Genomic DNA, 17,548 nt, shown 5'->3' with positions numbered 1-17,548 from the left:
TTAGGCGCCGGCGCCGGCGTGCTCAGCGATGAGCGTGCGGGCCGCGTCGAGATCGTCGGGGGTCTTGAGGGCCAGCGTCTTGACGCCGGGCAGGGCGCGCTTGGCCAGGCCGGTCAGCGTGCCGCCCGGGCACACCTCGACGAGCGCGGTCACGCCCAGCTCCTTGAACGTCTCCATGCACAGGTCCCAGCGCACGGGGTTGGCGACCTGGCCGACCAGCCGCTGCAGCACCTCGGCGCCGGTCGCGACGGCCTGGCCGTCCTTGTTGGAGACGTAGCGGACCGTCGGGTCGGCGGGGGTCAGCTCCGCGGCGGCGGCTTCCAGTGCCGTGACGGCAGGAGCCATGTGGTGCGTGTGGAAGGCGCCGGCGACCTTGAGCGGGACGACCTTGCGGACGCCCTCGGGCGCGTCCTCGGCCAGCGCGGCCAGCTGCTCCAGGGTGCCCGCGGCGACGATCTGGCCCGCGCCGTTGATGTTCGCCGGGGTCAGGCCCAGCTTCTCCAGGTGCGCGATCGACGTCTCCGGGTCGCCGCCGAGCAGCGCCGACATGCCGGTCTCGGTGATCGCGGCGGCCTCGGCCATGGCCAGACCCCGCCGGCGGACCAGGCGCAGCGCGGCGGTGTCGTCCAGAACTCCGGCGAAGGTGGCGGCGGTGATCTCGCCGACGCTGTGACCGGCGACCGCGCCCGGGGCGATCTCGGAGATGTCACCGAGTGCCATGGCGGACACGAGTCCGGCGGCGACCAGCAGCGGCTGGGCCACCGCGGTGTCACGGATGTCGTCGGCGTCGGCCACGGTGCCGTAGTGGGCCAGGTCCAGTCCGATGGCGTCCGACCATGCGGAGACGCGGTCCTTGGCACCGGGGAGTTCGAGCCAGGGAGTCAGGAAGCCGGGCGTCTGGGCGCCCTGGCCGGGAGCGACGAGTACGAGCACTCTCACACTCTCTCTTGGGGACGGCCGGGGCCGCCCGTGGGGACAGGGACGAAGAACAGGAAGGGCTTTTGTGGGGCCCCGACAAAACCCTATGTCTGGGGTTCGGCATCGGCCAGACGCCCCAGGATGAGCGCGATCCGCAGTGTGAACGCGGATCGTACATCCGAAGGTGACCAGCCGGTGACGTCAGTCACACGTCGGAGCCGGTAGCGCACGGTGTTCGGGTGAACGAAGAGCATCCGGGCAGCGCCCTCCAGGCTGCTCGCCTGCTCCAGGTAGACACTCAGGGTCTCCAGGAGAGCCGAGCCCGCCTCCTCCAGCGGTCTGTAGATCTCCTCCACCAGCTGTTCACGGGCGCTCGGATCGCCCGCGATGGCGCGTTCCGGCAGGAGATCGTCCGCCAGTACCGGCCGCGGTGCGTCCTGCCAGGCGGAACACGCCTTCAGCCCGGCCGCGGCGGCCTGCGCGGACCGGGTGGCGGCCAGCAGATCCGGTACGACCGGTCCCGCGACGACCGGCCCGGCGGCGAAGGGCCCGATCAGCGACTTGGCGACGGCGAGCGGATGGGGGCTGCCACCGGCGATGACGACGAGCCGGTCGCCGAGCACCCCGGTGAGCACCTGGAGCTTGGCGTGCCGCGCGGCCCGCCGGATCGCCTCGACCGTCAGCTCGCTGTCGCCGTCCGGCGCGGTGCCGAGCACGACGCAGACGTACTCGGGCGAGTTCCAGCCGAGGGCGGCGGCCCGGCTGAGGGCCCCCTCGTCGGCCTCCCCGCTGAGCACCGCGTTGACGACCAGCGACTCCAGCCGCGCGTCCCAGGCACCGCGTGCCTCGGCGGCCTGGGCGTACACCTGGGCGGTGGCGAAGGCGATCTCCCGGGCGTACACGAGCAGCGCCTCGCGCAGCACGCTCTCGTCCCCCGGAGCCGCCACCTCGTCGATGGCCGACTCCATGACCTCGATGGTGGTCCGCACCATCTCCACGGTCTGCCGCAGTGTGATGGCCCGCGTCAGCTCGCGCGGCGCGGTGCCGAAGACGTCGGTCGAGATCGCCTGGGGGGCGTCCGGGCGCCGGAACCACTCGGTGAAGGCGGCGATGCCCGCCTGGGCCACGAGCCCGATCCAGGAACGGTTCTCCGGGGGCATGGCCCGGTACCACGGCAGGGTCTCGTCCATCCGCGCGATGGCCTGCGCGGCGAGGGACCCGGAGGACTTCTCCAGCCGCTTGAGGGTCGCGGCGTGCGGGTGAACGTCGTGTGCGTGGTGAGTGGCGCGGGACTCTGCGTGGGGATCGCTGCTGCGGGATTCGGGTTCGGGCACGGGGACAAGACTGCCTTATCGGGACGTGCCCGTGCGCCGCCGGGTCGGAGGTCGGGACGGGGGTGCGGGGGGCACAGCGGTGCGCGGCGGCACTACGGTGGAGCCCGTGATGGAGGTACGGCGCGCCGCTGAGCGCTATCGCGGAGGGGATCCGGAGGCCGGGATCGACTCCTGGCACGCCTTCTCCTTCGGCCCGCACTACGACCCCGGCAACCTGCGCTTCGGCGCGGTGATCGCCTGCAACGAGGAGCGGCTCGCCCCCGGCGCCGGCTTCGACGAACACCCGCACAGTCACACCGAGATCGTCACATGGGTGGTCGAGGGCGAGCTGACCCACCGCGACTCCACCGGTCACGAGACCCGGGTGCGGCCGGGGGACGTCCAGCGCCTGAGCGCGGCCGCGGGCGTGCGCCACGTGGAACGCAACGACGGCCCCGTCCCACTGACCTTCATCCAGATGTGGCTGGCCCCGCGGGAGCCGGGCGGCGCACCGTCGTACGACATCGTCCCGGGCATCGCGGACTCCACCCCGTACGCCCTCCCGGCCGCCGGGGCCATGCTCCACGTCCGCCGCCTGACCCCGGGGGAGCGGACCGCGGTACCGGACGAGGCGTATGTCTACGTCCACGTGGTGCTCGGGAAGGTCCGGCTGGCGGGGCAGGAGCTGGGAGCGGGGGACTCGGCCCGGATCGCTGCCGCGCAGGGCCTGGAGGCGGTGGGGGTGACGTCGGCGGAGTTGCTGATATGGGAGATGGGGGCGTAGGGGCGAGGCTCAGCCGCGCAGCTCCGCCAGCACCGCGTCCGTGAACACCGGCCACGCCTCGATCGCCCAGGGCCCGAACGCCCGGTCCGTCAGGGCAACCCCGGCCACCCGGGCATCCGGGTCGATCCACAGGAACGTACCGGACTGCCCGAAGTGCCCGAAGGTGCGGGCAGAGGACGAACTCCCCGTCCAGTGCGGCGACTTGGAGTCGCGGATCTCGAAGCCCAGACCCCAGTCGTTCGGGTTCTGGTGCCCGTACCCGGGCAGGACGCCCTTCGTCCCGGGGTACTGCACGGTCATCGCCGCCGCCACCGTGCGCGGGTCCAGCAGCCGGGGCGCCTGCACCTCCGCCGCGAACCGCAGCAGGTCCGCGACCGTCGACACCCCGTCCTTCGCGGGCGAGCCCGCCAGCGACGTCGAGGTCATCCCCAGCGGCTCGAGCACCGCCTGGCGCAGGTACTCGGCGAACGGGATGTCCGTCGCCCTGGCGATGTGCTCCCCCAGCTGTTCGAACCCGGCGTTGGAGTACAGCCGCCGCTCCCCGGCCGGAGCCGTCACCCGGTGCTCGTCGAAGGCCAGCCCGGAGGTGTGGGCGAGCAGGTGGCGGACGGTCGCCCCGGGCGGCCCGGCGGGCTCGTCCAGCTCGATCGCGCCCTCCTCGTACGCGACGAGCGCCGCGTACGCCGCCAGCGGCTTGGTGACCGAGGCGAGCGCAAAGCGGTGGGCGACGGGGCCGTGCGTGCCGAGAACGGTCCCGTCGGCTCGTACAACACCTGCGGCGGCGGTGGGGACGGGCCAGTTCTCGATCGACGCCAAGCTGTTCAACGACATGGTGCCGAGCCTATGCGGCTCACAGTCGCAGCCGCATCGACGGGTCGGGATCCCGGGTGAAGCCGAGGGAGGCGTACAGCGGCTCGGCCGCCGGGGAGGCGTTGAGCAGGACGTGACCGGCGCCGCGCGCGCGGAACCAGTCCAGCAGTTCCTCCATGCACGCGCGCGCGTACCCGCGCCGCCGGGCGTCCGGGTCGGTCGCGACGCTGAAGACGTACCCGACCCGCCCCTGTGGGTTCCCGGCCTTCCCGATGCGGTACTCCAGCGTCCCGACGACCAGCGCGGCCAGCGTTCCGGGCCGCTCCGGACGCTCGACGACGAAGGCCGCGAAGTCCCCCTCGGCCTCCGCGAGCCGCTTGCGCAGCGTCGGCAGGGACTCGTCGTGCCAGTCGGTCGAGGCGTTGCCGCCCGCGATCGGCAGCGCGTCGAGCATGACCTGGCGCAGCCGCAGCACCTCCACGGCGTCTTCGGGCAGGGCCCGGCGTGCAAGACTCATGCGCCATACGCTAACCATCCGTCCCGGTGTGCGTCCCGCGTATTTCTTACCGGGTTCCGCTTGCTTGGAGTGCACTCGAAGGCCATAGCGTGGGGCCATGACGGTGATGCAGACCAAGCCGGCGGACACCGCACGCACGGCCCCCGCAGACATCTGCTCCGCCCCACCCAGACGCCATCCGCGCCCCGAGGGCCAGGACCGCTACACGATCAGCGAGGTCGTCGCGTTCACCGGCCTGACCGCGCACACGCTGCGCTGGTACGAGCGCATCGGCCTGATGCCGCACGTCGACCGCTCCCACACCGGCCAGCGCCGCTACAGCAACCGCGACCTGGACTGGCTGGACTTCGTGACCAAGCTGCGGCTGACGGGCATGCCGGTGGCGGACATGGTCCGGTACGCGGAGCTGGTGCGCGAGGGCGAGAACACCTACCTGGAGCGCCAGGCCCTGCTGGAGTCGACCCGCCGGGACGTCCTGAACCGCATCGCCGAACTCCAGGACACGCTCTCCGTACTGGATCTCAAGATCAGCTTCTATGCGAGGGAGCAGGCGGCGCGCTGACTACAGCTCCGCCAGCAACTCGGCCTTCTTGGAGGAGAATTCCTCGTCGGTGACCAGGCCGGCCTGGTGCAGCTCCCCGAGATGCCGGATCCGCTCGGCGATGTCCGCGGGATCCCGCCGGGCCGGGGCCGCGGGCACCGCGGGCACCGGCCCCCTGGTGCGTACGGCGGCCAGGACCGCGGCGGCGAACGGCAGCGACTCGTGCACCGGCCCGTACCCCAGCCCGAAGACGACGGCCGCCGGATCCTGATCGGCCGGCGCGGCCTGCCCCGCGCCGGCCGCGCGCCGGATCAGCCGCAGATGTCCCTCGAACACCTCCGGCGAGCGCCACTCCACCCCGGTGAGATCGGCGACCGGAAAGCTCTGGTCGCCCGCCTTCCACTTCGCCGAGGACGCGCCCGTCCACGACCAGCGGAACTGCACGGCCGCCCCGTCGAAGGACACCTTCGCGTCGTAGGCCTTGAAGTGCAGCGGGGCCTTGGGTGCCGGCACCAGATAGTGCTCGGCCGGTCCGGAGCCGGACTCGGTGAGCAGGCCCTTGAGTTCGTCCGCGTAGTACTCGGCGAGCGTCTCCCGCTCGGCCGGCAGCACCAGCCGGTAGGGATCGGAGCCCTCCTTGAGCTGCCCGTCGGCCGCCTCCATCAGCGGATCGGCGCCGACGCGCGGCAGCAGGCGCAGGACGACGGTGCCGCGCCTGCCCGGTGCGAGGCGTACGTCCTCGACCGCGGACAGCGGGACCCGCCGTTCCCCGAGCGCCTGGAACAGCTTCGGTGTTCGAATCCCCCGTTCGTAACGGATGAGCACGGAGTCGGACTCGAACTCCCAGACGGCATGAAAACCCGCCAGTACGTCACCCATGCGGCTCATCGTATGCGGCACGTGCTCCTCCGTCGCCACCCGCGCAGACCGCACTTCCTGCTGTTTCTACGCGCGTCCGGCCGTCGTCGTGCCGGGCACACCGGCCTGGCACAGGTCGTTCTCACGTGCGCACGTCACCGCGTCGTACGCGCCGACGCCGACATCGGCGAGGTTGCGCAGGCTGTCCGTGCCCGGCTGGAAGTAGCCGGCGTGACCGTGCGCGCCCCGCGCGGACAGCACACGCGCACCGAACGGCGAGGACACCGGGTCCGCGCCGTGCCCGAGGCCGCCCAGCTCCAGATACGGCACGTCCTGGATCCAGTCGGTGGCGTCCCGCATCGCCCACACCCGGGCACCGGTCCGCAGGTGGGAGGCCTGGGAGACCCGCATGCCGGGGCTCGCGGCCACCGCTATGTCGGACACCCGCCGGGGCATGTCGTGCGCGGCGACACCGCAGACCACCGAGCCGTAGCTGTGGCAGATCGCCGCCACCGGGGCCTTGCCGGGCAGGGCGTCCAGCAGTGCGTTCAGCCGCAGGGCCCCCTCCGCGGCGCGCAGTCCCGTCGCCGCGTCCACGCCGAGCCCGTCGGGCGCGGTGTAGTCGGCCCAGGCGATCACGGCCGTACGGGTGCCGGGGCTCGCCGTGCGCTCCGCCGCGTACAGCGCCGTGGCCATGCCGACCGGGGCGGTGTACGGGCGGCCGGTCTTCTGGAAGGTGAGCACGTCGGTGTCGACGCCGGGGACGACGACGGAGATCCGCTGTGCCCTGTCCAGGTTCCCGAACACCTCGGCGATCCGGCCCGAGCCCTCCGGGTCGAAGGCCAGGATCTGCCGGCCCGGGGTCAGCAGGGACTCGTAGCGGTGCATACGACGGCCCGCGTCCTGGTGCCCGGCCGCGCTGAGCCGGCTGTCGTGCATGCGCTTCTTCTCGACCTTGCGGGCCTGGTCCAACGCGATGTGGTTCGCGTGGTAGCGCAGGGTGACCGGGGCGCCGTTCATGTTGCCGACCGCCAGCGGATAGCGGCGGGCGAGCAGGTCGCGGTCCTCGGGGGTGAGCGACGCGAAGAAGCGCGTGAGCCGCGCCGGGCCGGCCTCGGGGTCCGGCAGGCGCAGGCCGTGGAGTCGGCCGTGCTCCCACTTGGTGAGCGAGGCCTGCAGCGCCGTCGATTCCCGGTTGGTGTGCAGGGCGGTCCAGCCGGTGGTCGCGAGCATCACGAACACCACGGCCAGCGCCAGCAGTGCGCGCCAGACGTTCAGTTGCGGGGAGGTGTCGAAGGAAGTCACTGGGAGGACACACTAGGAGAACGGGACGGTCTCGCGGTAACCGAGTGACAGGTATCACGTTTCGTCGAAGATCGAACGCCCCGTCAACGATCTCATTTCACACGCCAGTTCCCGGTCAGTGCCGGACCCACCTGATCGAGGTAGGACGCGGTGAGTTGACGGATCGACTCCAGGCTGAAGTCCTCGCCCGTGCACCACTGCCGCTCGGTGACCCTTATCACCCCGCCGAACACGGCCACCGCCAGCCGCGGTCGAGGGTCGGTGTCCACGTCGACGCCCTCGCGCTCGGCGAGCACGCGCGCGATCGTCTCCTCCACGGCGACCGACCGGCGCAGGTGGGCGGCGAGCAGCGCGGGCGTCGACTCGATGGTGCGGTACATCCGCAGGTACAGCTCGACCGGGACCGCAGACTCCACGGTCTGGCGGATCGCGTCCCAGCCCTCCAGCACCGCCTGGCGCAGCGCCTCCATCGGCGCCTCGTGCGCCGGCCGTGCCCGTACGGCCGCCAGGAAGTGCCGTTCGGTCATGTCCTGCACCGCGAAGGCCGCGTCCTCCTTGCCGGCGAAGTGACGGAAGAACGTGCGCTGTGAGACATCCACGGCCGCGGCGATCTCGTCGACGGTCGTGTGCTCGTACCCGTGGGTCGTGAACAGCTCGAGAGCGGCTCGAAGCAGGGACTCCCGGGTGCGCTGTTTCTTGCGTTCGCGCAGCGTTTCCATAGGTGTCAGTTACTGACTTGTGAAATTGTTTGTCAATTGTCAGCGGCTGTCACTAGCCTCGAACGCATGACTAGTCAGACCACCGTCAGCGCCTCGGGGCCGGGGGACAGGGCACCGGCAGCCCCGTTGGAGGCGCCCCCGGCCGCGGGGTTGCGCGGCCATCCGTGGCTCACCCTCATCACCGTCGCCGTGGGCGTCATGATGGTGGCCCTCGACGGCACCATCGTGGCCATCGCCAACCCGGCCATCCAGAAGGACCTCGACGCGAGCTTCGCCGACGTCCAGTGGATCACCAACGGGTACTTCCTGGCCCTCGCGGTCTCCCTGATCACCGCGGGCAAGCTCGGTGACCGCTTCGGCCACCGCCAGACCTTCCTGATAGGCGTGAGCGGTTTCGCCGCCGCCTCGGGCGCCATCGGCCTGTCGAACAGCATCGCCGCGGTCGTCACCTTCCGTGTCCTGCAGGGTGTCTTCGGCGCACTGCTGATGCCGGCCGCGCTCGGTCTGCTGCGGGCCACCTTCCCGGCCGAGAAGCTCAACATGGCGATCGGCATCTGGGGCATGGTGATCGGCGCGTCCACCGCGGGCGGCCCGATCCTCGGCGGTGTCCTGGTCGAGCGCGTCAGCTGGCAGTCGGTGTTCTTCATCAACGTGCCGGTGGGCGCGCTCGCCCTGGTCCTCGGCCTGCTGATCCTGCTCGACCACCGAGCCGAGAACGCCCCGCGCTCCTTCGACGTCCTTGGTATCGCGCTGCTCTCCGGCGCCATGTTCTGCCTCGTCTGGGCGCTCATCAAGGCCCCGACGTGGGGCTGGGGCGACGGACTGACCTGGTCGTTCATCGCCGCGTCGGTGCTGCTCTTCGCGTTCTTCTCGCTCTGGGAGACCCGGGTCGCCGAGCCGCTGATCCCGCTGAGCCTGTTCCGCTCGGTGCCGCTGTCGGCCGGCGTGGTCCTGATGGTCCTGATGGCCATCGCCTTCATGGGCGGCCTGTTCTTCGTGACCTTCTACCTGCAGAACGTGCACGGTCAGAGCCCGATCAAGGCCGGCCTGCACCTGCTGCCGCTCACCGGCATGATGATCGTCGGCTCGCCGCTGGCCGGCGCCGCCATCACCAAGCTCGGCCCGCGCATTCCGCTGGCCGGCGGCATGGCCGCGACCGCCGTCGCCATGTACGGCATGTCCACGCTCAAGGCCGACACCGGCAGCGGTGTGATGTCGGTCTGGTTCGCACTGCTCGGCCTCGGTCTCGCGCCGGTCATGGTCGGTGCCACCGAGGTCATCGTCGGCAACGCGCCCATGGAGCTGTCCGGTGTCGCGGGCGGCCTGCAGCAGGCGGCCATGCAGATCGGCGGCAGCCTCGGTACGGCCGTACTGGGCGCCGTGATGGCCTCCAAGGTCGACAGCGACCTGGCGGGCAACTGGGCGGGGGCCGGGCTGCCGAAGCTGAGCCCCGCCCAGCTGGAGCAGGCCTCGCAGGCGGTCCAGGTCGGTGTGGCGCCGGTGGCCAAGGGCACGTCGGAGCCGGTCGCCGCGAAGATCACCGAGGTCGCGCACCACACGTTCATCTCCGGCATGAGCCTCGCCTCCCTGGTCGCGGCGGGCGTGGCGGCGGTCGCCGTCCTGGTGGCGCTGCTCACCAAGCGGGGCGCGAACACGGAGGCGGGTGCGGGCGTGGGCCACATCTGAGTGCCCCGCCGCGGTGGATTTCGCCTATCAGGGTGACACCGCTAAAGATCCCTCGCCTCCGGCGCGCGCCGCGGCTCACAGTGGGTCAAGTCCTCCGCAGCACATGGGAGGACGGCCGGGCCACGGCGCGCGTCGCGGAGGGGGCGGTGCGCGCCGGCCTGCGGTGCCCTGGCCTGCGGCCCCTTGGCGGTGCCGGAGACCGGGGTGGGCCGCGTGTGTGCGTTGCCGGGGCGGGTGAGCGGTCGGCTGGTCGCGCGGTTCCCCGCGTCCCTTGGGGAGTTGCGGCACAACCCCCTGAAGGGCGCGGGGAACTGGGCGAGCAACCACGACCGGACCCGCACCCGGCAAGGGACACACAGCCCCGGCCCGGCTGCCGCCCGGCCGGGGCCGCGCGGCGCTACGCGTCTCCTCCCGCGGCGCCCGGGTGCGCCGCCGACACGTCCAGCAACTGGTACCGGTCGATGGCCTGCTTGAGCACGGAGCGATCGACCTTGCCCTCCCGCGCCAGCTCGGTCAGCACCGCGACGACGATCGACTGCGCGTCGATGTGGAAGAAGCGCCGCGCCGCACCCCGCGTGTCGGCGAAGCCGAACCCGTCCGCGCCCAGGGACTGGTACGTGCCCGGCACCCACCGCGCGATCTGGTCCGGAACCGAGCGCATCCAGTCGGACACGGCCACGAACGGCCCCTCGGCGCCGCCGAGTTTGCGCGTCACGTACGGCACCCGCTGCTCCTCCTCCGGATGCAGCAGGTTGTGCTCCTCGCACGCCACCGCTTCGCGGCGCAGCTCGTTCCAGGAGGTGGCCGACCAGACGTCGGCGCGTACGTTCCAGTCCTCGGCGAGGATCCGCTGCGCCTCGAGCGCCCACGGGACCGCCACGCCCGACGCCATGATCTGCGCCGGGAGCGAGCCCGCCGTGCCCGGCCGGAGCTTGTGGATGCCCTTGAGGATGCCCTCGACGTCCACGTCCGCCGGCTCGGCCGGGTGCTGGATGGGCTCGTTGTAGACGGTCAGGTAGTAGAAGACGTCCTCGCCGTGCGGGTGTTCGGCGTCGCCGCCGTACATGCGGCGCAGGCCGTCCTGCACGATGTGCGCGATCTCGTACGCGTACGCCGGGTCGTAGGCCACGCACGCCGGGTTGGTCGAGGCGAGCAACTGCGAGTGGCCGTCGGCGTGTTGAAGACCCTCGCCGGTCAGGGTCGTACGGCCCGCGGTCGCACCCAGGACGAATCCGCGCGCCAACTGGTCGGCCATCTGCCAGAACTGGTCGCCGGTGCGCTGGAATCCGAACATCGAGTAGAAGACGTAGACCGGGATCAGCGGCTCGCCGTGCGTGGCGTAGGCCGAGCCCGCAGCGATCAGGGACGCCGTGCAGCCCGCCTCGGAGATGCCGTCGTGCAGCATCTGGCCGGTCGGCGACTCCTTGTAGGCGAGCAGCAGTTCACGGTCCACCGACTCGTACTGCTGGCCGAGCGGGTTGTAGATCTTCGCGCTCGGGAAGAAGGAGTCCATGCCGAAGGTGCGGTACTCGTCCGGCGCGATCAGTACGAACCGCCGACCGATCTCCTTGTCCCGCATGAGGTCCTTCAGCAGCCGGACGAACGCCATGGTCGTGGCGATGGACTGCTGGCCCGAGCCCTTCTTCACGCTCGCGTAGGTCTTGTCGTCCGGCAGCGCGAGCGGCTGGGAGCGCACGACGCGCGTCGGGACGTACCCGCCGCACTGCTTGCGCATGTCGTGCATGTACTGGATCTCGTCCGTGTCCCGGCCCGGGTGGTAGTACGGCGGCGGGCCGGACTCCAGCTGCTGGTCCGTGATCGGCAGGTGCAGGCGGTCCCGGAAGCGCTTGAGGTCGTCGACCGTCAGCTTCTTCATCTGGTGCGTGGCGTTGCGGCCCTCGAAGTTCGGGCCCAGCGTCCAGCCCTTGACCGTCTTGGCGAGGATGACCGTCGGCTGGCCCTTGTGCTCCGTGGCCGCCTTGAACGCCGCGTAGATCTTGCGGTGGTCGTGACCGCCGCGGCCCAGGTGCAGGATCTGGTCGTCGGTCATGTTCTCGACCATCGCGCGCAGCCGGTGGTCGTCGCCGAAGAAGTGCTCGCGGATGTACGCGCCGGACTCCGTGGCGTACGTCTGGAACTGCCCGTCCGGGGTCCGGTTCATCTTGTTGACGAGGATGCCGTCCCGGTCCTGCGCGAGCAGCGGGTCCCAGGTGCGGTCCCAGATCAGCTTGATCACGTTCCAGCCGGCGCCCCGGAAGATCGACTCCAGCTCCTGGATGATCTTGCCGTTGCCGCGCACCGGGCCGTCCAGGCGCTGCAGGTTGCAGTTGACCACGAAGGTCAGGTTGTCCAGGCCCTCGCGGGCGGCGATGGAGAGCTGGCCGAGCGACTCCGGCTCGTCCATCTCGCCGTCGCCGAGGAACGCCCATACGTGCGACTTGGAGGTGTCCGCGATGCCGCGCGCCTCCATGTAGCGGTTCATCCGTGCCTGGAAGACGGCGCCCAGCGGGCCGAGGCCCATGGAGACCGTCGGGAACTCCCAGAAGTCCGGCATGGAGCGCGGGTGGGGGTAGCTGGACAGGCCGTTCGGGTACTTCGACTTCTCCTGGCGGAAGCCGTCGAGCTGGTCCTCGGTGAGCCGGTCGAGCAGGTACGCGCGCGCATAGATGCCGGGGGAGGCGTGGCCCTGGAAGAAGACCTGGTCGCCGCCGTCGCCCCGGTCCTTGCCGCGGAAGAAGTGGTTGAAGCCGACGTCGTACAGCGAGGCGGAGGAGGCGAAGGTGGCGATGTGGCCGCCGACGCCGATGCCGGGGCGCTGGGCGCGGGAGACCATCACGGCCGCGTTCCAGCGGGTGGCGTTGAGGATCCTGCGCTCGATCTCCTCGTTGCCCGGGAAGAACGGCTCGCTCTTGGTCGGGATCGTGTTGACGTAGTCCGTGCTGCGCATCTCGGGCACGGCCACGCGCTTCTCGCGGGCCCGCTCGATCAGGCGGAGCATGAGATAGCGGGCCCGTTCCCGGCCGCGCTCGTCCACGGCGGCGTCGAGGGAGTCGAGCCACTCCTGGGTCTCTTCGGGATCGAAGTCAGGAACCTGACTCGGAAGGCCGCCAATGATGATCGGGTTGCGATCGGATCCGGAAGCCACGCTGTTCCTTACCTGTCGGAGGGCCAGTGTTCTACCTGCCTGCGCCGTTCCCCATCGTGTACCTCGGGGCGGCGTACGTCATCTCCATCGGTAGCTCCATCGGTCGAAACGCAACGATACGCCCGGGGTGTGACGCGTTTGGCAAAGGTGTTCGAGTGGCCTGTTCGCCGGATGCTCATGAGATGATTCCAGTCATCGCAAACCGGGCAAACTGGTGTGATGTGGGTCACGCTGGATCGCGAGGCGGTGCCGGGAGTTGCGGTGACAAGGCCGGGATCGTCACCGTTTCGGCGGTCCGAACGGCCGGGTACTTGCGCGATCCGCCCCGCACGTGTGGACTACGGCCAAGCGCCACGCGCACGCGCGTGGCCGAGTTATTCCCAAAAACATGATCAGGAGGCAGACCGTGAGCGCGACCGCGGACCACGCGGAGACGAGCCTGGCCGTCAGGCTGGGGTTCCAGCCCGGACAGGTGGTCCAGGAGCTCGGCTACGACGAAGACGTCGACCAGGATCTCCGCGAGTCCATCGAGGAAGCCATCGGCAGCGAGCTGGTGGACGAGGACTACGACGACGTCGCCGACGTCGTGTTGCTGTGGTTCCGTGACGAGGACGGCGATCTGACAGACTCGCTGGTCGACGCCATCGGTTTCCTCGAAGAGGGCGGCCTGATCCACCTCCTCACACCGAAGACCGGACGGGACGGCTACATCGAGCCGAGCGAGATCAACGACGCCGCCCAGACGGCCGGCCTGTCGCAGGCCAAGAGCGTCAGTGTGGGCAAGGACTGGATCGACACCAAGCTCCAGACGCCGAAGGCGAAGCGGTGACTGGCTCCCCCGGGTGAGCGAGGCGGGGGCGGTGATCCCTTCGGGTGATCGCCGCCCCCGTCGCCGTAGGCTGTTCTCCTCCGAACAGCCCACCGAAAGGGAAACATCCCGATGGCGATCCAGGTCGGCGACAAGGCCCCCGACTTCGAACTCAAGGACAACCACGGCGCCACCGTGAAGCTCTCGGACTTCCGCGGCGAGAAGAACGTGGTCCTGCTCTTCTACCCGTTCGCCTTCACCGGTGTGTGCACCGGCGAGCTGTGCGAGCTGCGCGACAACCTCCCCAAGTTCTCCGACCGCGGCACCCAGGTGCTCGCCGTCTCCAACGACTCCATCCACACCCTGCGCGTCTTCGCCGAGCAGGAGGGCCTGGAGTACCCGCTGCTGAGCGACTTCTGGCCGCACGGCGACGTGTCGCGCGCGTACGGCGTCTTCGACCAGGACAAGGGATGCGCCGTCCGGGGCACCTTCATCATCGACAAGGAGGGCGTCGTGCGCTGGACCGTGGTCAACGGTCTGCCGGACGCCCGTGATCTGAACGAGTACGTGAAGGCGCTCGACACCCTGTAGGCCCAGTGCGGGCCGACACCTGTGAGTCTTGGGGTCCAGGGTCTGCGGGGGGCGGGAACCCGTCACTAGGATCGGCACGTTGATCCCGTATCCGAAGCACGACGGGGGCACCCCGCCCCTGGACACCACATGGAGGACCCGTGGGAGTCAGCCTCAGCAAGGGCGGCAACGTATCGCTGACGAAGGAGGCCCCTGGCCTGACCGCCGTCATCGTCGGTCTGGGCTGGGACGTGCGCACCACGACCGGCACCGACTTCGACCTCGACGCCAGCGCACTGCTGTTGAACAACTCCGGCAAGGTCGCGAGCGACCAGCACTTCGTCTTCTTCAACAACCTCAAGAGCCCCGACGGCTCCGTCGAGCACACCGGCGACAACATCACCGGTGAGGGCGAGGGTGACGACGAGCAGATCAAGGTCAACCTGGCCGGGGTCCCGGCCGACATCGACAAGATCGTCTTCCCGGTGTCGATCTACGACGCCGAGAACCGCCAGCAGTCCTTCGGCCAGGTCCGCAACGCCTTCATCCGTGTCGTGAACCAGGCCAACGAGCAGGAGATCGCCCGCTACGACCTGAGCGAGGACGCCTCCACCGAGACCGCCATGGTCTTCGGCGAGCTGTACCGCAACGGCCCGGAGTGGAAGTTCCGCGCCATCGGCCAGGGCTACGCCTCCGGGCTGCGCGGCATCGCGCAGGACTTCGGCGTCAACGTCTGACGTACGACGGTCGCCGTACGACGACCCCGTTCGGCAGTCCCCGCATCCGTCCGGCGCCGCACCGTTTACGTGCGGCGCCGGACGTGCAGGACAAACAGATCAGCACCACTAGGGGAGGACCACCATCATGGGCGTCACGCTCGCCAAGGGAGGCAACGTCTCCCTCTCCAAGGCCGCACCGAACCTCACCAACGTCATGATCGGGCTCGGCTGGGACGCGCGGTCCACCACCGGCGCCCCCTTCGACCTCGACGCCAGCGCCCTGCTGTGCGGCGCCGGCAACCGGGTGCTGGGCGACGAGTGGTTCGTCTTCTACAACCAGCTCAAGAGCCCCGACGGCTCCGTCGAGCACACCGGCGACAACCTCACCGGTGAGGGCGAGGGCGACGACGAATCGATTCTGGTCGACCTCGGCAAGGTCCCGGCCCACTGCGAGAAGATCGTCTTCCCGGTCTCGATCCACCTGGCCGACGAGCGCGGCCAGACCTTCGGCCAGGTGTCCAACGCCTTCATCCGCGTCGTCAACCAGGCCGACGGCCAGGAGCTGGCGCGCTACGACCTCAGCGAGGACGCCTCCACCGAGACCGCCATGATCTTCGGCGAGCTGTACCGTTACCAGGGCGAGTGGAAATTCCGCGCCGTGGGCCAGGGCTACGCCTCGGGGCTGCGCGGCATCGCCCTCGACTTCGGCGTGAACGTCTCGTAGCCGGACGACTCTCCATGGGCCCGCGCTGTGGCTTTGGCATGAGGGTTGCCCCGAGCGGTACCGCGGGTAGGGTGCCCCTCTAGACTCGGGTCAACATTTAGCAAAGCCGAGTACGGCGCGGGGGAGCCCCTCCTCTGGGAGGCCCCCAGAACACGATTGGGTAGCCAGTGCTTCTGAAAACCTTCGGCTGGTCGTTCGCGGTCACCGCGCTCGGCCTTGTCGCCGCCGTCTTCTACGGAGGATGGGAGGGCTTCGGGGTCGTGGCGATCCTTGCCGTCCTCGAGATCTCGCTGTCGTTCGACAACGCCGTGGTCAACGCCGGAATCCTGAAGAAGATGAACGCCTTCTGGCAGAAGATCTTCCTCACGGTCGGCGTCCTCATCGCCGTCTTCGGTATGCGACTGGTCTTCCCCGTCGTCATCGTGGCCATCACCGCCAAGCTCAACCCCATCGACGCGGTCCACCTGGCCTTCAGCGACAAGGACCGCTACCAGCAGCTGGTCACCGACGCCCACCCGGCGATCGCCGCCTTCGGTGGCATGTTCCTGCTGATGATCTTCCTCGACTTCATCTTCGAGGAGCGGGACATCCAGTGGCTGCGCTGGATCGAGCGGCCCCTCGCCAAGCTGGGCAAGGTCGACATGCTGTCGGTCTGCATCTCCCTGATCGTCCTGCTGATCACCTCCTTCACCTTCGCCACCCACGCCCACCAGCACGGTGGTGCCCACGCCGACAAGGCGCAGACGGTCCTGATCTCCGGCATCGCCGGCCTGATCACCTACCTGGTCGTCGGCGGTCTGTCCGGCTTCTTCGAGGACCGGTTGGAGGAAGAGGAGGAGCGTGAGCACGAAGAGGAGGAAGAGGCCGTCCGCACCGGCAAGCAGAAGTCGGCGGTGCTGCTGGCCGGCCAGGCCGCGTTCTTCATGTTCCTCTACCTCGAGGTCCTGGACGCGTCCTTCTCCTTCGACGGTGTGATCGGCGCCTTCGCCATCACCAACGACATCGTGATGATGGCCCTCGGCCTCGGCATCGGCGCGATGTACGTCCGCTCGCTCACCGTCTACCTGGTCCGCCAGGGCACCCTCGACGACTACGTCTACCTGGAGCACGGTGCCCACTACGCCATCGGCGCCCTGGCCGTGATCCTCATGGTCACCATCCAGCACGAGATCAACGAGGTCATCACCGGCCTGATCGGCGTCGTCCTGATCGGCCTGTCCTTCTGGTCCTCCGTCCGCCGCAACCGCGCGCTCGCGGCCGAGGGCGAGGGCACCGACGAGAAGGCACAGGTGTCCTCCGGGGTGTGACGCCCCGGCCGGTGAGGAACGCTTTCGTCGGGGCGGCCGACAGGCTCGGCCGCCCCGACGGCGTGCACGACAGCTACCAGGGGGCGGGAATGGGTTTCTTCGACGGGCTGCTCGGCGCGCGGCTCACCGAATTCGACTCGGGCGAGGCCGCGACCGGCTCCATCCAGCTCACCGGGCGGCACCACACGGTGTCGCTCACCAAGCAGGGCGCGGCCACGGGCAATCTGCGGGTCAACCTGACCTGGCGGATGCGCACATCCGACTTCGACACGGGCCAGCGCACCAGTCTCTTCCGGCACCCCTTCAGGGCCCTCAAGCCGGCGGAGGTGCTCGGGCACGGCCAGAGCATGGTCAACGTCGACCTCGACCTCGGCTGCCTGTACGAGCTGACCGACGGCACGAAGGGGGTCGTCCAGCCGCTGGGGAACCTGCTCGGAGACGTCAACGCCCCGCCGTACATCAAGCTCAGCGGCGACGACCGCTTCGGCTCGGCGTCCGGCGAGACGATGTACGTCAACCTCGACCACCGCGACGCCATCAAACGCCTGCTGGTCTTCGTCTACATCTACGACCAGACCCCGGCCTTCGACCGTACCCACGCCATCGTCACGCTGTACCCCAGCAACGGCCCCCGTATCGAGATAGGCCTCGACGAACGTCACCCACAGGCCCGCTCCTGCGCGGTCGTCATGATCGAGAACGTGAAGGGCGAGCTGATCGTCCGCCGCGAGGTGAAGTTCGTGTACGGCTTCCAGGGGGAGCTGGACCGGTTGTACGGGTGGGGGCTGCAGTGGGGGCGGGGCTACAAGACCGTCGACCGCTGA

General features: G+C 69.8%; 17 protein-coding genes. 9 read left to right on the top strand and 8 right to left on the bottom strand.

Translation table 11 applies throughout. From position 1 onward, the window contains the following. Complete coding sequence (locus tag GQF42_RS14930) at window positions 1–933, bottom strand: ACP S-malonyltransferase (RefSeq protein WP_158920111.1); 933 nt, start codon at window positions 931–933, stop codon at window positions 1–3. Between the two features lie 89 nt (window positions 934–1,022). After that, on the bottom strand, window positions 1,023–2,252 hold the full coding sequence (locus GQF42_RS14925; RefSeq protein ID WP_158920110.1) for a PucR family transcriptional regulator: 1,230 nt from the start codon (window positions 2,250–2,252) through the stop codon (window positions 1,023–1,025). 109 nt (window positions 2,253–2,361) lie between these two features. Here GQF42_RS14925 and GQF42_RS14920 point away from each other — a divergent pair, with 109 nt between their 5' ends. Further along, on the top strand, window positions 2,362–3,015 hold the full coding sequence (locus tag GQF42_RS14920) for a pirin family protein (protein ID WP_158930177.1): 654 nt from the start codon (window positions 2,362–2,364) through the stop codon (window positions 3,013–3,015). Window positions 3,016–3,024: 9 nt separating this feature from the next. On the opposite strand, the gene GQF42_RS14915 is transcribed toward GQF42_RS14920, so the two are convergent. Together GQF42_RS14915 and GQF42_RS14910 are read right to left on the bottom strand one after the other, a co-directional pair. After that, window positions 3,025–3,846, bottom strand: coding sequence for a serine hydrolase domain-containing protein (locus tag GQF42_RS14915; RefSeq protein ID WP_158920109.1), 822 nt, complete (start codon window positions 3,844–3,846; stop codon window positions 3,025–3,027). 19 nt (window positions 3,847–3,865) lie between these two features. Continuing rightward, window positions 3,866–4,342: a GNAT family N-acetyltransferase gene (locus tag GQF42_RS14910; protein ID WP_199272686.1), complete on the bottom strand. Its 477-nt coding sequence runs from the start codon at window positions 4,340–4,342 to the stop codon at window positions 3,866–3,868. 97 nt (window positions 4,343–4,439) lie between these two features. On the opposite strand from GQF42_RS14910, the gene GQF42_RS14905 reads away from it, so the two are divergent. Next, window positions 4,440–4,904 (top strand): MerR family transcriptional regulator, encoded by a 465-nt coding sequence (locus GQF42_RS14905; protein ID WP_158920108.1) that lies wholly within the window; start codon window positions 4,440–4,442, stop codon window positions 4,902–4,904. Here the strand turns inward: GQF42_RS14905 and GQF42_RS14900 are convergent, their stop codons facing one another. The 3 genes from GQF42_RS14900 to GQF42_RS14890 form a co-directional block, all read right to left on the bottom strand. Next, window positions 4,905–5,762, bottom strand: a complete 858-nt coding sequence (locus GQF42_RS14900; protein ID WP_158920107.1) for a DUF4429 domain-containing protein — start codon at window positions 5,760–5,762, stop codon at window positions 4,905–4,907. Between the two features lie 66 nt (window positions 5,763–5,828). Beyond that, complete coding sequence (locus GQF42_RS14895; RefSeq protein ID WP_158920106.1) at window positions 5,829–7,046, bottom strand: alpha/beta hydrolase; 1,218 nt, start codon at window positions 7,044–7,046, stop codon at window positions 5,829–5,831. Between the two features lie 92 nt (window positions 7,047–7,138). Next, window positions 7,139–7,765: a TetR/AcrR family transcriptional regulator gene (locus tag GQF42_RS14890; RefSeq protein WP_158920105.1), complete on the bottom strand. Its 627-nt coding sequence runs from the start codon at window positions 7,763–7,765 to the stop codon at window positions 7,139–7,141. 66 nt (window positions 7,766–7,831) lie between these two features. Here GQF42_RS14890 and GQF42_RS14885 point away from each other — a divergent pair, with 66 nt between their 5' ends. Continuing rightward, window positions 7,832–9,451, top strand: coding sequence for an MFS transporter (locus GQF42_RS14885; protein ID WP_158920104.1), 1,620 nt, complete (start codon window positions 7,832–7,834; stop codon window positions 9,449–9,451). Between the two features lie 397 nt (window positions 9,452–9,848). Here GQF42_RS14885 and aceE read toward each other — a convergent pair whose 3' ends face one another. Then, window positions 9,849–12,596 carry a pyruvate dehydrogenase (acetyl-transferring), homodimeric type gene (gene aceE, locus GQF42_RS14880; RefSeq protein ID WP_158920103.1) on the bottom strand — a complete coding sequence of 916 codons (2,748 nt, stop codon included), beginning with the start codon at window positions 12,594–12,596 and terminating at the stop codon, window positions 9,849–9,851. 406 nt (window positions 12,597–13,002) lie between these two features. Here aceE and GQF42_RS14875 point away from each other — a divergent pair, with 406 nt between their 5' ends. The 6 genes from GQF42_RS14875 (at window position 13,003) to GQF42_RS14850 (ending at window position 17,548) form a co-directional block, all read left to right on the top strand. After that, window positions 13,003–13,425, top strand: a complete 423-nt coding sequence (locus GQF42_RS14875) for a DUF3052 domain-containing protein (RefSeq protein WP_158920102.1) — start codon at window positions 13,003–13,005, stop codon at window positions 13,423–13,425. Window positions 13,426–13,536: 111 nt separating this feature from the next. Then, window positions 13,537–13,995: a peroxiredoxin gene (locus tag GQF42_RS14870; protein ID WP_158920101.1), complete on the top strand. Its 459-nt coding sequence runs from the start codon at window positions 13,537–13,539 to the stop codon at window positions 13,993–13,995. Between the two features lie 140 nt (window positions 13,996–14,135). Then, window positions 14,136–14,711: a TerD family protein gene (locus GQF42_RS14865; RefSeq protein ID WP_158920100.1), complete on the top strand. Its 576-nt coding sequence runs from the start codon at window positions 14,136–14,138 to the stop codon at window positions 14,709–14,711. A 127-nt stretch (window positions 14,712–14,838) separates the two neighbouring features. Beyond that, window positions 14,839–15,417, top strand: a complete 579-nt coding sequence (locus GQF42_RS14860; RefSeq protein WP_158920099.1) for a TerD family protein — start codon at window positions 14,839–14,841, stop codon at window positions 15,415–15,417. A 167-nt stretch (window positions 15,418–15,584) separates the two neighbouring features. Beyond that, window positions 15,585–16,724 carry a DUF475 domain-containing protein gene (locus GQF42_RS14855; RefSeq protein ID WP_158920098.1) on the top strand — a complete coding sequence of 380 codons (1,140 nt, stop codon included), beginning with the start codon at window positions 15,585–15,587 and terminating at the stop codon, window positions 16,722–16,724. Between the two features lie 89 nt (window positions 16,725–16,813). Continuing rightward, a complete protein-coding gene (locus GQF42_RS14850) occupies window positions 16,814–17,548 on the top strand; it encodes a TerD family protein (RefSeq protein WP_158930173.1) in 735 nt (244 codons plus the stop codon).

Origin of the sequence: Streptomyces broussonetiae (assembly GCF_009796285.1) — a bacterium.
In the GTDB taxonomy this organism is placed as follows: Bacteria; Actinomycetota; Actinomycetes; order Streptomycetales; family Streptomycetaceae; genus Streptomyces; species Streptomyces broussonetiae.
This window is presented reverse-complemented; position numbering and strand designations above follow the sequence as displayed.

Excerpts from the sequence above, each read along its gene's own strand:
- GQF42_RS14920 (WP_158930177.1), top strand. The coding sequence starts at position 2,362 with ATGGAGGTACGGCGCGCCGCTGAGCGCTATCGCGGAGGGGATCCGGAG.
- GQF42_RS14915 (WP_158920109.1), bottom strand. The coding sequence starts at position 3,846 with ATGTCGTTGAACAGCTTGGCGTCGATCGAGAACTGGCCCGTCCCCACC.
- GQF42_RS14910 (WP_199272686.1), bottom strand. The coding sequence starts at position 4,342 with ATGAGTCTTGCACGCCGGGCCCTGCCCGAAGACGCCGTGGAGGTGCTG.
- GQF42_RS14905 (WP_158920108.1), top strand. The coding sequence starts at position 4,440 with ATGACGGTGATGCAGACCAAGCCGGCGGACACCGCACGCACGGCCCCC.
- GQF42_RS14900 (WP_158920107.1), bottom strand. The coding sequence starts at position 5,762 with ATGGGTGACGTACTGGCGGGTTTTCATGCCGTCTGGGAGTTCGAGTCC.
- GQF42_RS14890 (WP_158920105.1), bottom strand. The coding sequence starts at position 7,765 with ATGGAAACGCTGCGCGAACGCAAGAAACAGCGCACCCGGGAGTCCCTG.
- GQF42_RS14885 (WP_158920104.1), top strand. The coding sequence starts at position 7,832 with ATGACTAGTCAGACCACCGTCAGCGCCTCGGGGCCGGGGGACAGGGCA.
- GQF42_RS14870 (WP_158920101.1), top strand. The coding sequence starts at position 13,537 with ATGGCGATCCAGGTCGGCGACAAGGCCCCCGACTTCGAACTCAAGGAC.
- GQF42_RS14860 (WP_158920099.1), top strand. The coding sequence starts at position 14,839 with ATGGGCGTCACGCTCGCCAAGGGAGGCAACGTCTCCCTCTCCAAGGCC.
- GQF42_RS14850 (WP_158930173.1), top strand. The coding sequence starts at position 16,814 with ATGGGTTTCTTCGACGGGCTGCTCGGCGCGCGGCTCACCGAATTCGAC.